At 49.7% G+C, this 15,344-nt stretch carries 16 protein-coding genes; all 16 read left to right on the top strand.

The genetic code is table 11. The features are described from left to right. Nucleotides 1–2: 2 nt before the first annotated feature. The 16 genes from WFN87_RS19565 (at nucleotide 3) to lepB (ending at nucleotide 15,330) form a co-directional block, all read left to right on the top strand. The gene (locus WFN87_RS19565; RefSeq protein WP_336981832.1) at nucleotides 3–1,397 is read left to right on the top strand and encodes a hypothetical protein; all 1,395 of its coding nucleotides are present in this window, start codon (nucleotides 3–5) and stop codon (nucleotides 1,395–1,397) included. A 3-nt stretch (nucleotides 1,398–1,400) separates the two neighbouring features. Then, nucleotides 1,401–1,838, top strand: a complete 438-nt coding sequence (locus WFN87_RS19560) for a hypothetical protein (RefSeq protein ID WP_336981834.1) — start codon at nucleotides 1,401–1,403, stop codon at nucleotides 1,836–1,838. 2 nt (nucleotides 1,839–1,840) lie between these two features. Next, nucleotides 1,841–2,425: a hypothetical protein gene (locus WFN87_RS19555; RefSeq protein ID WP_336981836.1), complete on the top strand. Its 585-nt coding sequence runs from the start codon at nucleotides 1,841–1,843 to the stop codon at nucleotides 2,423–2,425. A 123-nt stretch (nucleotides 2,426–2,548) separates the two neighbouring features. Beyond that, nucleotides 2,549–4,432, top strand: a complete 1,884-nt coding sequence (locus tag WFN87_RS19550; protein WP_336981838.1) for a lytic transglycosylase domain-containing protein — start codon at nucleotides 2,549–2,551, stop codon at nucleotides 4,430–4,432. Further along, entirely contained in the window at nucleotides 4,432–5,157 is a 726-nt protein-coding gene (locus WFN87_RS19545; RefSeq protein ID WP_336981840.1) for a hypothetical protein, read from the top strand. Before WFN87_RS19550 ends, WFN87_RS19545 begins: the two co-directional genes overlap by 1 nt. Next, complete coding sequence (locus WFN87_RS19540; protein ID WP_336981842.1) at nucleotides 5,154–5,429, top strand: hypothetical protein; 276 nt, start codon at nucleotides 5,154–5,156, stop codon at nucleotides 5,427–5,429. The genes WFN87_RS19545 and WFN87_RS19540 overlap by 4 nt, the downstream gene beginning before the upstream one ends. Continuing rightward, the gene (locus WFN87_RS19535) at nucleotides 5,429–6,448 is read left to right on the top strand and encodes a hypothetical protein (RefSeq protein WP_336981844.1); all 1,020 of its coding nucleotides are present in this window, start codon (nucleotides 5,429–5,431) and stop codon (nucleotides 6,446–6,448) included. The genes WFN87_RS19540 and WFN87_RS19535 overlap by 1 nt, the downstream gene beginning before the upstream one ends. Then, on the top strand, nucleotides 6,445–7,161 hold the full coding sequence (locus WFN87_RS19530) for a hypothetical protein (RefSeq protein ID WP_336981846.1): 717 nt from the start codon (nucleotides 6,445–6,447) through the stop codon (nucleotides 7,159–7,161). Before WFN87_RS19535 ends, WFN87_RS19530 begins: the two co-directional genes overlap by 4 nt. Next, nucleotides 7,158–7,490 (top strand): hypothetical protein, encoded by a 333-nt coding sequence (locus WFN87_RS19525; RefSeq protein WP_336981848.1) that lies wholly within the window; start codon nucleotides 7,158–7,160, stop codon nucleotides 7,488–7,490. Before WFN87_RS19530 ends, WFN87_RS19525 begins: the two co-directional genes overlap by 4 nt. Next, complete coding sequence (locus WFN87_RS19520) at nucleotides 7,487–8,905, top strand: ubiquitin-activating E1 FCCH domain-containing protein (protein ID WP_336981849.1); 1,419 nt, start codon at nucleotides 7,487–7,489, stop codon at nucleotides 8,903–8,905. The genes WFN87_RS19525 and WFN87_RS19520 overlap by 4 nt, the downstream gene beginning before the upstream one ends. Nucleotide 8,906: 1 nt before the next feature. Next, nucleotides 8,907–9,611 (top strand): hypothetical protein, encoded by a 705-nt coding sequence (locus WFN87_RS19515; RefSeq protein WP_336981851.1) that lies wholly within the window; start codon nucleotides 8,907–8,909, stop codon nucleotides 9,609–9,611. Nucleotides 9,612–9,669: 58 nt separating this feature from the next. Then, nucleotides 9,670–10,341, top strand: coding sequence for a lysozyme inhibitor LprI family protein (locus WFN87_RS19510; RefSeq protein ID WP_336981853.1), 672 nt, complete (start codon nucleotides 9,670–9,672; stop codon nucleotides 10,339–10,341). A gap of 112 nt (nucleotides 10,342–10,453) precedes the next feature. Beyond that, a complete protein-coding gene (locus WFN87_RS19505) occupies nucleotides 10,454–11,311 on the top strand; it encodes a gp53-like domain-containing protein (RefSeq protein ID WP_336981855.1) in 858 nt (285 codons plus the stop codon). Between the two features lies 1 nt (nucleotide 11,312). Further along, a complete protein-coding gene (locus WFN87_RS19500) occupies nucleotides 11,313–11,726 on the top strand; it encodes a tail fiber assembly protein (protein ID WP_336981857.1) in 414 nt (137 codons plus the stop codon). Between the two features lie 815 nt (nucleotides 11,727–12,541). Further along, nucleotides 12,542–14,341, top strand: a complete 1,800-nt coding sequence (gene lepA, locus WFN87_RS19495) for a translation elongation factor 4 (RefSeq protein ID WP_008459509.1) — start codon at nucleotides 12,542–12,544, stop codon at nucleotides 14,339–14,341. Nucleotides 14,342–14,355: 14 nt separating this feature from the next. After that, nucleotides 14,356–15,330: a signal peptidase I gene (lepB, locus tag WFN87_RS19490; RefSeq protein ID WP_008459507.1), complete on the top strand. Its 975-nt coding sequence runs from the start codon at nucleotides 14,356–14,358 to the stop codon at nucleotides 15,328–15,330. Nucleotides 15,331–15,344: the final 14 nt, after the last annotated feature.

The raw sequence follows: 15,344 nt of genomic DNA, 5'->3' as shown, positions 1-15,344 counted from the left end.
AAATGGCAATTGTTAACATTAACGTCTCGGTTACTAATCCACCGAAGCCCTCTCAACTGCTCAAATCCGGCGCGATGATCTCCATTGGCGGAACAACTCTGGCGGCAGGCGAGTATCAACTCCTGACGGCCAAAGACGATCTGAAGGCTATTACCTCACCGGCTAAAACTATTTCAACGATTACCTGGGCAACAGGCGTTGTTACAGTAACTCTTTCAGCATCGCATGGTTGGAACGTTGGCGACACTATCCCGCTGGTTGTCTCTGGTGTTACCCCAGCAGCGTATAACCGCGCCGTAACGGCCACCGTGACCACATCTACATCCTTCACCTATCCGCTGTCGACAGACCCGGGCACGGCAACAGTCATGGGTTCAGTTAAAACCGTGGCAGCAAATGAAATCATCGAAATGAACACCACGTTCTGGGCCCAGGGAACAACCCGCGCGGTATATGTCCTGGAGTTGGGTGATGTGTCCGTTTCTGCTGCTGTGTCTGCGCTGTCCGACTTCATCGATAAAGATATTTCTCTTGGCAACACCTACCAGAAATTCTTCTCGTACCTGGTGCCGCGCGAATGGGACGGTGAAACGACGTTCAAGACCCTGACGGGTCTGTATACCAGTCCTGCGTCACTGGTGTACTTTTTCGTCACCACCACGATCGCTACCTACCCTGCGTGGGTCGCCACCAAAAACAAATCAGTGTTTGCAGGCGTGGAATCAACAAACATCCCTGCAGGCGAGTTTTCCATGGCATTCCCGTTCCAGTCCTCGCTGGCAAACGACCCTGGCTCATCAAACATGGTGCCGCCAATGGCGTACCGCTTTGGTTACGGGGTTACCGAGTACCCAGTAGAAGGGAATGGCACGCTGCTTAAACAACTCCAGGACAACAGCATCAACTACGTCGGAACCGCTTCAGAGGGCGGCCTGAGCAACAAAATGCTGGTTGCTGGCCACATGCTGGACGGTAACCCGTTTAACTACTGGTACTCCGTGGCGTGGACTGCAATCAATCTCGAGCTCGATCTGGCAAACGAAGTCATCAACGGGTCAAACACCACTGTTAACCCACTGTACTACGAGCAGAACGGTATCGACCGCCTGCAGCGACGCGCACTGAAGACGCTACGAAATGGCATCAGTTACGGCCTGATCCTCGGGCGTGTGATTGGTACCAGCCTGACCCAGCAGGATTTCAACAACGAATACGAGAAAGGCACGTATGCCGGTAACGCGGTGATCAATGCCGTGTCGTTCGCGAATTACGCCAGTCTTAATCCGTCCGATTACGCCGCCGGAAAATATGCTGGCCTGAGCGCCGTAATGACGCCGCGCCGCGGCTTTGAATCCATCACGTTTAACGTGAACGTAACCAACTTTGTAGGGGCGTAAAAAATGGCAAACCCATTAGTACAGCAGGGATTCCTCAATCGCGTGCGCGGCGCGGTATCGGTGACTGACACACCAGCTCTGAATATCACTGCCCCTTATTTGGGTAAGGATGGCATCAGCATGCGCCCTGACGGTGCAGCGACGGATATCATCCCGACTATGACTGGCACCGTGGGGAGTCAGGCACCATATCAGCAGGTGACTGTCACAGTGCATCTGCTGCGCACACAAGGTCTGAGCGACAGCTACAAAAATCGTTTTGCCACTGACACGGCTCTTGGCGAGGTGGTGATAACCCCGGATGCCACAACACTCAGTAATTTCACCGTGCTTAACGCTTATTTGGTGAACTTCAACGAACTGCCGTTTACCGGTATGGATGCCGGGTATGTGGCGACTATCAGCGGTTATATCCTTGCTAACGACAACATGTGGATCTGATTGTGAAAATTGATAAAAAGCTCAATCTGGTAACAAACATCACCCGGGAAGACGGGGCAATCGTGTACCTGCATGTTACCCCGTTCCCGTATGAGGTGGTTGAAGAGCACTGCCTGCTGCTGGGCAACCTCTTCACCAACTTCATCTCACAGGTCGGCGGCCTGGGCGCAGCGCGTGTCGCTGCGATGATGCTTCGTAAAAAGCTACAGCGCGAGCAGGAGTTGAGGGACGAATCTAACCAGCATGCTCCAACCATCGTTGACGAGATCCAGCGTCTTACTTCTGTAGTCTGGAATGACGGCGGTACATGGAAAACAACATCATTCGACGTTGCTATGAAGCAGGGGATCATCTCCTCTGACGAATATCGGGAAGTTGAAGGAGAGGTGGTTTTTTTTATGGTTTCCTCTGCCATTCAGAAAGCTCACCTGATCGCACCGACGGTGGGCACAGTGATCGGAATGTTCGGTGGGCAACTCGAATCATTGAGCGTTACGGCGTTCCGCGATTCGTTGCAGACGTCGAATCCTGTTACCGATACCCAGAGCCCGGATGCCCAGCAGGAAACGTCATTTATACCCTCTTAGACTGGGCGTCTAATGAGGGTTTTTGGCGCGTAATCCGGGAAATAACTGGCGAAGAGTACGCCAGCCCGGCGCAATATCGCCAGCGCTATATTCTCTCCGCTATAAAAGACAGGGGTTCCTTCAATGGTGGCTAAGTCTATTGTCGATATTGACGTAAATGACGACAAGTTTGTCGCGTTTATGGAGAAGTTCAAAGAATATCAGGCTGCACTTGAGGACCTTCCTGAAGCATGGCGCGGTCTGGCGCATGGAGCTACGGATGCCACCAAAGAGACAGCGAAAGCAAAAACAGAGGGTGACCTTCTGGCTAAAGCCTTTTCGGAGGGGGCCAGCGCGATACTGTCGATAAACAGCGGCCTAGAAAAGCTCACTGATAGCCTGGATAGGGCAAGTAAAACCCAGGATGACTTCAACAAGAAAGCCCGATCCTCTAAAGGTTTTTTGAGTGACGCCACGAAGGACGCGAAGTCGATGGCCGGGCACATCAAGGATGCCACAACAAGCCTGCTTTCATGGGGCGGTATTGTCGGCTTGTTCACTGGCGTGCTGGGCGTAGGTGGTCTTTTCGGACTTAACCGTCTGGCGGCCACAACCGGCTCACAGCGCTTCACTTCTCTCGGTATCGGGACGAGCATCGGCGCGCTGGACTCCACAGCCATTAACTACCAGAAAGCGCTCGGCAACCCGACGGGCACGCTTGGGGCTATCCGCGATAGCCAGATGGACTTGTCAAAACGCTGGCAGTTCCAGGCTATGGGCATCAGCAACCCAGTTCAGGATCCGGCAAAGCTTCTTCCGCAGATGATACGCAACGCACGCGATATTTTCGTGAAAAATGGCAGTACGTTGCAGGGGGCGAACGCCTACGGCCTGACAAATTTCTTCAGCCTTGATGACCTTAACCGCTTTAAAAACATGAGCGATGAGGAAATTGATGCGATGGAGCGACGGGCGCAAAAGGATGCGCGGCTTCTTCAGATTACCGACCAGCAAGCGCGACAGTGGCAGGATTTCAACGTCCAGTTGGATTACAGCAGCCAGAGCATTCGCAATACTTTTGTTCGTGGACTCGGACCGCTGACCCCGCAGTTGAGCAAGCTCTCTGACGCGCTGGCCGGGGCTATTGATACCGTTCTGCAATCCCCCGAACTCGGCAAATGGATAGACGGGCTGGCCGGCGGAATAGAGCGGTTTGGGAAATACCTCGCGTCGCCTGAGTTTACTAAAGATGTGGATGGCTTCATGGCTGGCCTTCGGCGATTAGGGCAAACGATCGGGCACCTGGTCGATTTGTTTACTGGAAAAATCAGCGTATCACAGTTTCTGTCGGGGAATGTCCAGATGCTTGGCAGTGAAACGCAGACAGATCCAGCTACCGGGAAAAACTACGTTCCCGGCAGTGAGGGTGATCCAAAGGTATGGGGGATTCTTAAAAGCGCAAAAATGGCTTCTGGGATAGCACCGACCCAATATGATGAATATTTCGCAGAGGCCGCAAAAAAATACAATGTTGACCCTCGCTGGCTTAAGTCTATTGCTGGAGCTGAATCCTCATGGGATCCAAATGCTGTAAGTAATGCAGGGGCTAGAGGTTTGATGCAGGTCATGCCTTTTAACTTCAAGGAAGGTGAAAAGCCATTTAATCCTCGCGATAACATCATGGCTGGCGCGCGCGTCTTCTCGTGGGCTATGCAACAGTCTGGTGGTGATTTTGACGAGGCGCTTCGTTATTACAACGGAGGTGTTCGTCGTGGAAGCACTGAGAATACCGCCTACCCTGGGCGAGTAAGAGAGCAATATGAAGCTATGTATGGTTCTCAGAAAAAATCGGCAATAGAAAAAGGCAGCGACAATTCAGAGGTTGCCAAAAACACGAACAAGACCAACCAGCTGCTGCAACAGATTGTTGACAAAGGGCTTACCGGGAATAGCTCTGGAATGGTCGTTTACAACAACACAGGCGGCAACGCCATAGTTTCTTCATCACAGCTTGGAGTGACTAGATAATGGCATTCACTCGCGAGATTTATCGTCTTGGATTTGAGATTTCCCCGGTCATTCTTTGTAATGGAGTTGCGGAGGCTATTCCTGGCGGCATGCTGCCCATAGTGGCACTTACTCAGAGTGCCAGCTTCGTTACTGGACTGATCGGCGGGGCGATAAACCTAACAGATCTGGACAAATACTTCTGCCACTGGAGACCGGTACAGGGAGCGACGATGGTTGACTATGACATCGCTCGCTACCCGTTTGCTAACCAGACTGTAGCGGCCAACGCGCTTCTTGCTCAGCCGCTCAGGGTAAGCCTGATGATGGATGCTCCAGTGAACGAGAATACTGGGGCCATGACTAAATTAGTAACGCTTAGTGCGCTACAGGCAGTGCTTCAGGCCCATGCCAACCTCGGCGGAACTTACATCGTGGCCACGCCGTCACTTATTTACAACAACTGCATCCTGAAAACGGTTAAGGACAGCTCGACCGGAAATGATCCGCTTCCTCAGAGATCATGGCTCTGGGATTTCGAGCAGCCTCTCATCACTACTACCGATGCAGACAGGGCCGTTACCAACTTCCTGAAAAGGATAGATGCAGGGGACCCAAATAAAACGACGTCATGGACGAACACCGCGTCGGCCCTTGGCAATACTGCGCTTGGTGGTGTGGTGGCAGACACAGCAGAGGGTGTAATAGGGCTGATAGGTAAACTACAGGGGGCTTTCGGAATATGAGCACAGTAAATTATCCGTTCACCGGGAGAGAGCAAAAAAGCATGACGTTTTCCCCGGTTCTGGACGGGACAGTTTATACCTGCCAAATGAAATGGAATATTGCAGCGCAGCGTTGGTATTTGCTGATCACTGATAGCTCGGACAACGCAGTCATGAATACCGCCATCGTTGGTTCAACATCATCAGGAGGAATAAACCTGATAGATGGGGTATTCACAACGACAACCATGATTTGGCGAGAGAAGAATGGGCAGATCGAGGTGATGAGCTGATGCGCTATTACGAAATTAACATTCTTGATAGCAAAGATAAAATTATCCAGCAATATTCCAGCCATAAAAATGGGGCATACAACCCCGGCGCGCTGATGGTTGAGTTCGACATTATGCGATTCGGCGAGTCAACCCCACAAGGGGAAACCCATCTTACCGTATGGGGGATTGGTCCTCGAGATATGCAGCAGGCAAGGCAAAATTTGTACGGTAAAAAAATACAGATTTTTGTCGGCATGTCCAAGGGGCTTCCTCTTGCTGGGGTATGGGATAAAAATCTTGCTATTGAGGGTTATATATTCCAGGTATTTGGTAACTGGCAGGGCACAGAAATGCGCCTGGACTTTATTATTGTGACTGGGCCGGTTACTCAAAGTGACAATGGCGAAATGTCAAAGCTACAAATCACCTTCCCATGGAACGTAGGACAAAAACTCTCTGTGGCCCTGACGCAGTGCTTTATGAGAAGCGGATTTAAGCCAAATATAAGTATTAGTGACCGCCTGATTTTAAACTACGAAAGGGATTTGTTTTGTAGTTCTCTCTCTGAACTGGCAAAAGACCTTCAGGCATTTTCTCGTTCAAGAATAAAAGATAAAGGATATACAGGTGTAGAAATTGCCATAGTTAACGGGAATGAAATCCGTGTATGGGATAATGATTATGCTAATCACCCAGATGGCTCTGCGAAAAACGGAGCGGCAAAGAGAAGTGAAAACCCGATAAAAATAAAATTTACGGATCTTATTGGTCAGCCTACATGGATTGAATTCAACACCGTTAGCGTTGTTTGTGTCATGCGAGCTGATATTCAGCAGGGTGATCATATTCTTATGCCAGAACAAGCCGTTCCGATGATTCAGGCATCCTCATACTCTCAGTTCAGGAATGACTCAGCCTTCAAGGGAGTGTTTGAAGTAAGTTCGGTAAGAATGCTAGGAAATAGCCGACAACCTACGGCTGAGGCATGGATCACCGTGATTGAGGCGTATGTGAAAACCGAGGTAGGTAAGAAATGACAGTTGACCATAAGCTCAATTTCGGCCGGAACATGAACAGGTTTGCAGAGCAGAAGTTTAATGAGGCGTTCCAGGCGGCCGGAAAGATTCTGCCAGCCAGCATAGTGAAGCAGATGGGCAAGATGGTTACAGTCTCGTTCGAGCTACATGACACGCCTTATGTCTTTCCACAGGTCACTATTCCTCTGTTCGGTCCCCAGTATATCCGTTACCCGATGCAACCGGGAGACAAGGGGATTGTCATCCCTGCTGATACCTATCTTGGCGGTGTCAGCGGGCAGGGAGGTGGTATTGCCGACCTCACCCCTCCGGCCAACCTGAGCGCCTTGGTATACCTGCCGATCAGCAACACCGAATGGGAGGCCGTAGACGGTAACGTTGTCACCATATACGGGCCTGAGGGAGTGACCATCCGAGACCAGGGAAGCAAAACGACGTTTTTGTTGACGCCTGACAGCGTGGCAATCGCCGCCGTGGATCAGTTTAAGGTCACGGTAGGCAGCACGGTGCTAACCCTTACGCAGGGCATGTGGAGCATTGCAGGAACGACCGGGAAGCTGCAGGACTCAACCGCCAGCACCAGCCCGGCGATCATGCATGCAGGATGGACAGCCCTGGTTGAATGGCTAAATAGTCATCAGCACTCAAACGGGAATGGCGGTTCAAACACCGGCGCTCCGACCACTACTTTCAACGGGAATATCACGCAATGAGAACCTACGGAAGAAATCCAGAAGGCAAGTGGGTGCAGGTGGTTCCGGATGAAAATGGCTTCAATGACGCCATCTACCTTACAACGCTGATCCAGAATCTAAAGCTGGCACCACAGGAGTCTCCGTTTTTTGCAAATAATGGGATTCCGTCGCAAAGCTCTGTTATTCAACAGGTACTGCCAACCTATTACGTTGACAGGTTGCAGCGCCAGTTCAGTCAGTATTTCTCATCGCTGCAGATCGCTCTGGTTAGTGATGACCCTCCGGTGTACAACGTTTCGGCGATAACGAACGCCGGAACTAAAATTATCACAACGGTGAACGTATGAGCGATTTGTCCGTAAGTTACAATGCGGCCGGCCCGGTACCTAAAACATCAGAAGAGCTTCGAAGCGATTTAGTTTCCAGAGCCACAGAGTTATCACCAGGGATCACTACAGACCTTCCTGGCTCACTGATTGAGGATATCGTCGGTACTGATGTTGGCGCGTTACTCATTTCCGATCAGATTCGTGTTGACCTTATAAACTCAGTTGGACCACTGAAAGCAAATATGTACATGCTTAATCTTTTGGCTCAACAGTCAGGAATAAGCGCCCAGAAAACAGAAGGGTCTACTACTGTACCAATCACCTTCTCCGGACCCGCAGGCTTTCTGGTACCACAGGGTTTTTTGGTCGGAGATGGCACTTACACCTATCAGATATCTGATGCGACCATTATTCCTGCATCTGGTACCAGTTCAGCCGTTACCAGTGTGGCCACCAATACCGGGTCATGGGCTGTACCGGTTGGCACAGTGAATCAGATCCAGACAAGCCTTCCTTCAGACATCATTATTACCTGCACGAATCCAGTAGCCGGCACACCGGGTGGCGCACCAGAAACGAACTATGAGTTTCGCGAAAGGGTGTGGGAAGGGCAAATGTCTACTGTTCAGGGTTATCCGGGGTTTATCAGGCAGAAGTTAACGGACGTGAATAATGTGCAGGCGCGTCTGGTATCTGTCGTTCAGAGCGGGAATTCCTGGATCGTTATGTGTGGCGGTGGTGATATCTATGAAATGGCGGGGGCCGTTTACAAATCTGCAGGAGATATCAGCAGATTGAAAGGGGCTGATTTGAATGTCACTGGCATAACAAATGCAAACCCGGGCATTGTCACTACTGATATCACTCATGGGTTCACTTCAGGGCAGATTATTCGTATCGCTGGCGTCATGGGTATGACTGGGGTTAATAACGTGCCGCTGACCGTCACAGTTTTAACCCCGAATACATTCTCGATTGGCATTAACACCACCTCATCGGGAACATGGGTTGGTGGTGGTATCGTCACGCCGAACCTGAGGAATAATGTGGTCACGATCAATGACTGGCCTGATAATTATCTAATCCCATTCGTTATTCCGCTACAGCAGCTGGTAACTATAAAGTTTGAATGGGCCACTGAAAGCATCAATTATCTGACTGATGCAACTGTTGCATCTTTGGTTTCTGCCCCGGTAATAAATTATGTGAATGGTGTATTCTCCGGAAAACCTATGAATATTAATAACGTCAAAGATGTGTTCCTTCAGGCCATTAACAGCACGCTTGATATGAGCTTGATATCAACGCTGAACGTTATTGTTACAGTCAATGGGTCCATAACAGGTGTGGATTCTGGTACTAACATTATCAGTGGCGATCCATACAGTTACTGGTTTATTGCCTCAGATGGGGTTATTGTCGAAGGGATATAACATGCTGGAAGACATCATTAAATCTTACCTGTATACGCAATATAACGACGACGATGATATCCAGGCATTCGTATCTGCGTATAACGCCATGTCGCAGGAAATATATACATGGATGATTAATGCAAACCTCCCAATATTTGTTGGTGGGTACAATGCTGGCGATCAACTGAAGTGGATCGCCAGAGGGATTTACGGTGTGAAACCACCGGTACTGGTAAGTGGTAAGCAGAGTATTTATGGCCCATTCAATGCCATGATGTTCAACCAATTGCCATTCAATGGAAGAAAGGTGGTGAACCAGTCTGAACAGGTTGTCGTTTCTGACGATCTGTTCAAGCGCATCATGACCTGGAACTTCTACAAGGGGGATGGATATTACTTCACAATCCCATGGTTAAAGCGCCGTGTTATGCGATTTTTGACTGGGGTAGACGGCGTGGATGTAGTTAATGATCAGCGGTGGAGCATATCGGTTCTATTTTCTGGCTCTGGTGCAAGCATCTCGATCATCAAAGGATATAGAAAGCTTACTGATGCCTCTATGTTTAACGACTTCGCGTACAATACGCAGGCGCTCAACCAGAAGAAGAGCGTGCTGATAAAAAGCACGGACTATGAGTATGCATCATTGTTCAAGCAGGCTTTCGATAGCGGCCTGCTTCACATGCCATTTTATCAACCAGTGACGGTAACGATAGTTGGTTGAAGTTGCGCCGATGCGGTGTAACATCCACCCATCAACATTGGCGTGTTTAGGGATGAAAATGAAAAAAACACTTATCGTTCTGACACTGGCATCTGTAGGTGGCGCATCGCAGGCAAATAGTGCCTCTTTCGACTGCAGCAAAGCAAAGAGCTTTGCAGAAAAGACTATTTGCTCTAGTCCAAAGTTATCAAAGGATGATGATGATTTAAAATATTTATATTGGAATGCAAAATCATCAGTAAAGGATAGGAAAGCATTTTCAGAAATAACAAAAACACTTTGGAGCTCACGGGAAAGGTGTAGTGATTACTCATGTGTCGATGAATGGTATGATACCGCATTCGCAATTTACGGAGCAATTAAAGAAAAAGGAATTCCAGAAACAAATGGAGTTACCGATTTTGCAAAAGAACCCGAGGCTTCTACTGGCAAAAAAAATACCGAAAGTCGAAAAAACAACACCAAGAAAGACTTTTCTCTCTATGATTCGAAAGAAAGGGCAGCACCAGTTGAGCATAATGCTGTTCTTTACAAAGATACGGCAGAGGCTTTTGAGTTTATAGATACGCTGGTTGGTTTTGTAAGGCAAAGTTCGTACAAATGTGACTCTGTTAGTTCATTTGTACCTATGGTTTTATCAAATGGATTTACGTTATCTTGCAACAAGTTCAGCTATAAATATGAGATTAAAAATAATGGTGGGAACATATCTGTCTCTGTAGATAATTAATTTAATTATTGCTCTCATACTCGGGTGCGATTTTTACAATGTTTTAGAAAAATCACAGTTAATCCAAACCCGCTTAGCGCGGGTTTTTTATTGCCCAAATCCCGGAGGATAAATGGCACTCACACTTTTAGCTGCCAACAACGCGCAAACCGTGCTTGCAGCAGGAATCAGCGCGACAGCGACCTCAATAACTGTTAATACAGGCACGGGGGTGTTATTCCCATCTCCATCTGCTGGTGTAAGTTTTTTTAAGCTTACCCTGGTTGATGCAGCTACCGGGCAGTTAACCGAAATCGTTCATGTCACTGCGCGAACTGGTGATACTATGGCCATTGATCGCGCACAGGAGGGGACCGTAGCCAGGGCTTGGTCTGCAAACGATATTGCTGCAAATATGATGACCGCCGGGACACTGAACTACATCCTCGGAAATTTTCAGCCTCTCGATGCGACGCTGACAGCGCTTGCTGGTCTCGCTACAGGAGCGAATAAGCTTCCTTATTTCACTGGAACTGATACCGCAGCACAGACCGATTTGACTTCTGTTGGTCGGGACATTATTGGCAAAAGCACAACGGCAGACATTCTCACATACCTCGGATTGGGAACGGCTGCGAAAAAGGACTGGGGTACTGGTGGCGGGCAGTTGCCGGATATGAGCACATTTAAGCTTAGCACCCTTTCGGCATCCTCAGGGTATCAGAAACTTCCTAGCGGTCTGATTTTGCAATGGACTATAGGGCCATCAACGACGGTAGAAGGAACGACAACAGTAAGTTTACCGATCTCATTTCCGAACGCTATTTTTTCTGCTTTTGTTTCTACAAATGCTTTATCGGGAAATCAATCAGATATTATGTATCAAACATCAGCTTCAACACTTGGATCGGTAACACTGCAGGCACAAATATTCTCCAATGCAGCAGCTGCAGGAGCTGTTTCATCCGTAATTTTCGCGATAGGTAATTAATATGTACGCATATGCAAATAACACGTTTTATCCGTTTTCTCTCCGTGAGAGCTATGAGGCTGCTGGTACATGGCCGGAAAGCTTTGTTGAAGTCGAGGATGAGGTGTTTGGGATGTATTCTGGTTTGCCACCGGAAGGAAAAATGCGTGGTGCTGATTCGGAAGGACAACCTGCATGGATCGATGTTCCGCTGCCCACGCAAGCAGAAATTATTGACGCTGCAGAGCGTAAGAAAAAATCACTGCTTGCAGAAGCTGATTCGATCACCGATGACTGGCGCACGGAACTTGCGCTTGAAATTATCGATGACGACGACAAAGCGAAGCTAACAGCATGGATGAAGTACATCAAAGCTGTGAAAGCGGTAGATACATCGACAGCACCGGATATTACCTGGCCGGATAAACCAGCCTGATATATTTCAAATCCCGCGAACTGCCGGGTGTTCTATCCCGGCATCGATATAATCGATAGCCTTTTTCAATTCGCGTAAAAGCGACTCAGCCTCACGGCGTGACATGCAGAACTCCTGATCCGGAAACTCCGACGTCGGCCACATAGGGACTCCATGCATTGAATCTCTAAATTGTGCTCTCAGCATTACCTTTTTTGCCAGTGCGGAGAAGGTAATCTGAAAGCCTACCAGTTCAGCCATGCCTAGGGCATCATCGTGTTCAAACATATTGCTTATGCCCATGCCTGCTTACCCCCGCCTCACTACCGCCATAATCGCCTTTCCTGGACTATATGAAGCTGTTGGGATTGCTGAATTTGCAATAGCTACTGCTTTGACTGTTTTTTTGTCCATCCCTGTTGCTTATCTGTTTGAGAGATTTATAGATATGCCATCAATTAAGTTATCTCACAAAATAAGTAATTTAATCTGTAAATAAATAACATACTGCACCCCCCGACCTGAAGGCCGGGGTTTTTACGGCATGCTTAATAAACGGTAAAACGTTAAATCGCTATTTCCTTTCTTGTATTAAACGCTGTAGCCGTCTACCCGGTCAGCCCACCATCGCATCATCTCTCGCCGGTAATTCCCCAGATAAAAAGGTAAAAAAAACCAAGTCAGCGGCTGCGGTCTATGGACGTAGCGTGGTGACGCGCTACTCGCTACAGTGTAATATGCACGCCAGTCGTTGATGGGGTAGTTACCGTGGAGTGTCCACCGCTGTGTCCATCAAGAATATTTTATCCGCATAGCGAGTAAGTAAATTCATAAATATGAAGAACATAAGAAATTTCTCCATTATTGCCCACATCGACCACGGTAAATCGACGCTGTCTGACCGTATCATCCAGATTTGCGGCGGCTTGTCCGACCGTGAAATGGCCGCGCAGGTTCTTGACTCAATGGACCTGGAACGCGAACGTGGTATTACCATCAAAGCGCAGAGCGTCACCCTCGACTACAAAGCCAGCGACGGTGAAACTTACCAGTTGAACTTCATCGATACCCCTGGGCACGTTGACTTCTCTTATGAAGTGTCCCGCTCGCTTGCGGCCTGTGAAGGGGCGCTGCTGGTGGTGGATGCCGGGCAGGGCGTTGAGGCTCAAACCCTGGCGAACTGCTACACGGCGATGGAAATGGACCTTGAAGTGGTTCCGGTTCTGAACAAAATTGACCTGCCGGCGGCCGATCCTGAGCGCGTGGCGGAAGAAATTGAAGACATCGTGGGCATCGACGCCACCGATGCGGTTCGCTGCTCGGCGAAAACCGGCGTTGGCGTACCTGATGTATTAGAACGCCTGGTGCGCGATATCCCCGCACCGGAAGGCGATCCAGATGCACCGCTACAGGCGCTGATCATCGACTCCTGGTTCGATAACTACCTGGGCGTTGTCTCCCTGATCCGCGTGAAAAACGGCACGCTGCGTAAAGGCGACAAAGTCAAAGTCATGAGCACCGGCCAGGTGTACAACGCCGATCGTCTGGGCATCTTTACGCCTAAGCAGATCGACCGTACCGAACTAAAATGCGGTGAAGTAGGCTGGCTGGTTTGTGCCATCAAAGACATCCTGGGTGCCCCGGTAGGCGATACTCTGACCCTGTCCCGTAACCCGGCGGACAAAGCGCTGCCAGGCTTCAAAAAAGTGAAGCCGCAGGTTTATGCCGGCCTGTTCCCGGTCAGCTCCGACGACTACGAAAACTTCCGCGATGCACTCGGCAAGCTCAGCCTGAACGATGCCTCTCTGTTCTACGAGCCAGAAAGCTCAACGGCGCTGGGCTTCGGCTTCCGCTGTGGCTTCCTGGGCCTGCTGCACATGGAGATCATTCAGGAGCGTCTGGAGCGTGAATACGATCTCGACCTGATCACCACCGCGCCAACCGTAGTTTACGAAGTGCAAACGACCAGCAAAGAGATTGTCTACGTTGATAGCCCGTCTAAGCTGCCGCCGCTCAACAACATTGAAGAGCTGCGCGAGCCGATTGCGGAATGTCACATGCTGCTGCCGCAGGAGTTCCTCGGCAACGTGATCACGCTTTGTATCGAAAAACGCGGCGTGCAAACCAACATGGTTTATCACGGCAACCAGGTTGCGCTGACCTATGAAATCCCAATGGCGGAAGTGGTGCTCGACTTCTTCGATCGCCTGAAGTCCACTTCTCGTGGCTATGCGTCGCTGGATTACAATTTCAAACGTTTCCAGGCTTCCAACATGGTGCGCGTTGATGTACTGATAAATGGCGATCGCGTTGATGCGCTGGCGCTTATCACACACAACGACAACGCGCCTTACCGTGGTCGTGAGCTGGTGGAAAAAATGAAGGATCTGATCCCTCGCCAACAGTTCGACATCGCGATTCAGGCAGCCATCGGCAACCACATTATCGCGCGTTCGACGGTGAAACAGCTGCGTAAAAACGTTCTGGCTAAGTGCTACGGCGGCGACGTCAGCCGTAAGAAAAAGCTGCTGCAGAAACAGAAAGACGGTAAGAAACGCATGAAGCAGGTCGGCAACGTCGAGCTGCCTCAGGAAGCGTTCCTGGCCATTCTGCACGTTGGCAAAGACAGCAAATAATCTAAGGAGTTGGCATGGCGAATATGTTTGCTTTGATCCTCGTGGTAGCCACGCTGGTGACGGGCATTTTGTGGTGTCTGGACAAGTTTATCTTTGCACCAAAACGTCGTGAAAAACAGGCGGCAGCGCAGGCTGCCACCGGTGACGCACTGGACAAAAAGACGCTGAAAAAAGTCGGCCCTAAACCGGGCTGGCTGGAAACCGGTGCGTCGGTGTTTCCGGTGCTGGCGATTGTGCTGGTAGTGCGCTCATTTATTTATGAGCCTTTCCAGATCCCATCCGGTTCGATGATGCCAACGCTGTTAATCGGTGACTTTATTCTGGTAGAGAAGTTTGCCTACGGCATTAAAGATCCTATTTATCAGAAAACCTTAATTGAAACCGGGCACCCTAAACGCGGCGATATTGCGGTATTTAAATACCCTGAAGATCCGCGCCTGGATTATATTAAGCGCGTTGTTGGGCTGCCGGGCGACCGGGTAAGCTACGACCCGCAGTCAAAAGAAGTCACCGTGCAGCCTAATTGCAGTTCCGGCCAGGCCTGCGACAACGCGCTGCCAATCACGTATTCCAACGTGGAAGCCAGTGATTTTGTGCAGACGTTTGCCCGCCGCAACGGCAGTGAAGCCACTTCCGGCTTCTTCCAGTTGCCGAAAGATCAGACCCGTGAAGACGGTGTCCGCTTGAGCGAGCGTAAAGAAACGCTGGGTAACGTCACCCATAACATTCTGACGGTGCCTATCGCTCAGGATCAGGTGGGGATGTACTACCAGCAGTCAGGCTTGCCGCTTGCGACATGGATTGTTCCGCCGGGTCACTATTTCATGATGGGTGATAACCGCGACAATAGCGCAGACAGCCGCTATTGGGGTTTTGTGCCAGAGCAAAATCTGGTCGGTAAAGCGACAGCAATTTGGATGAGTTTCGAGAAACAAGAAGGCGAATGGCCAACGGGCGTTCGTTTAAGCCGAATTGGCGGCATTCATTAAACAATTAATCCCAC

Source organism: Cedecea sp. AS113 (assembly GCF_037152415.1).
Lineage (GTDB): Bacteria > Pseudomonadota > Gammaproteobacteria > Enterobacterales > Enterobacteriaceae > Cedecea.
The sequence above is the reverse complement of the archived record's forward strand: the minus strand, read 5'-3'. Positions and strand labels throughout refer to the sequence as shown.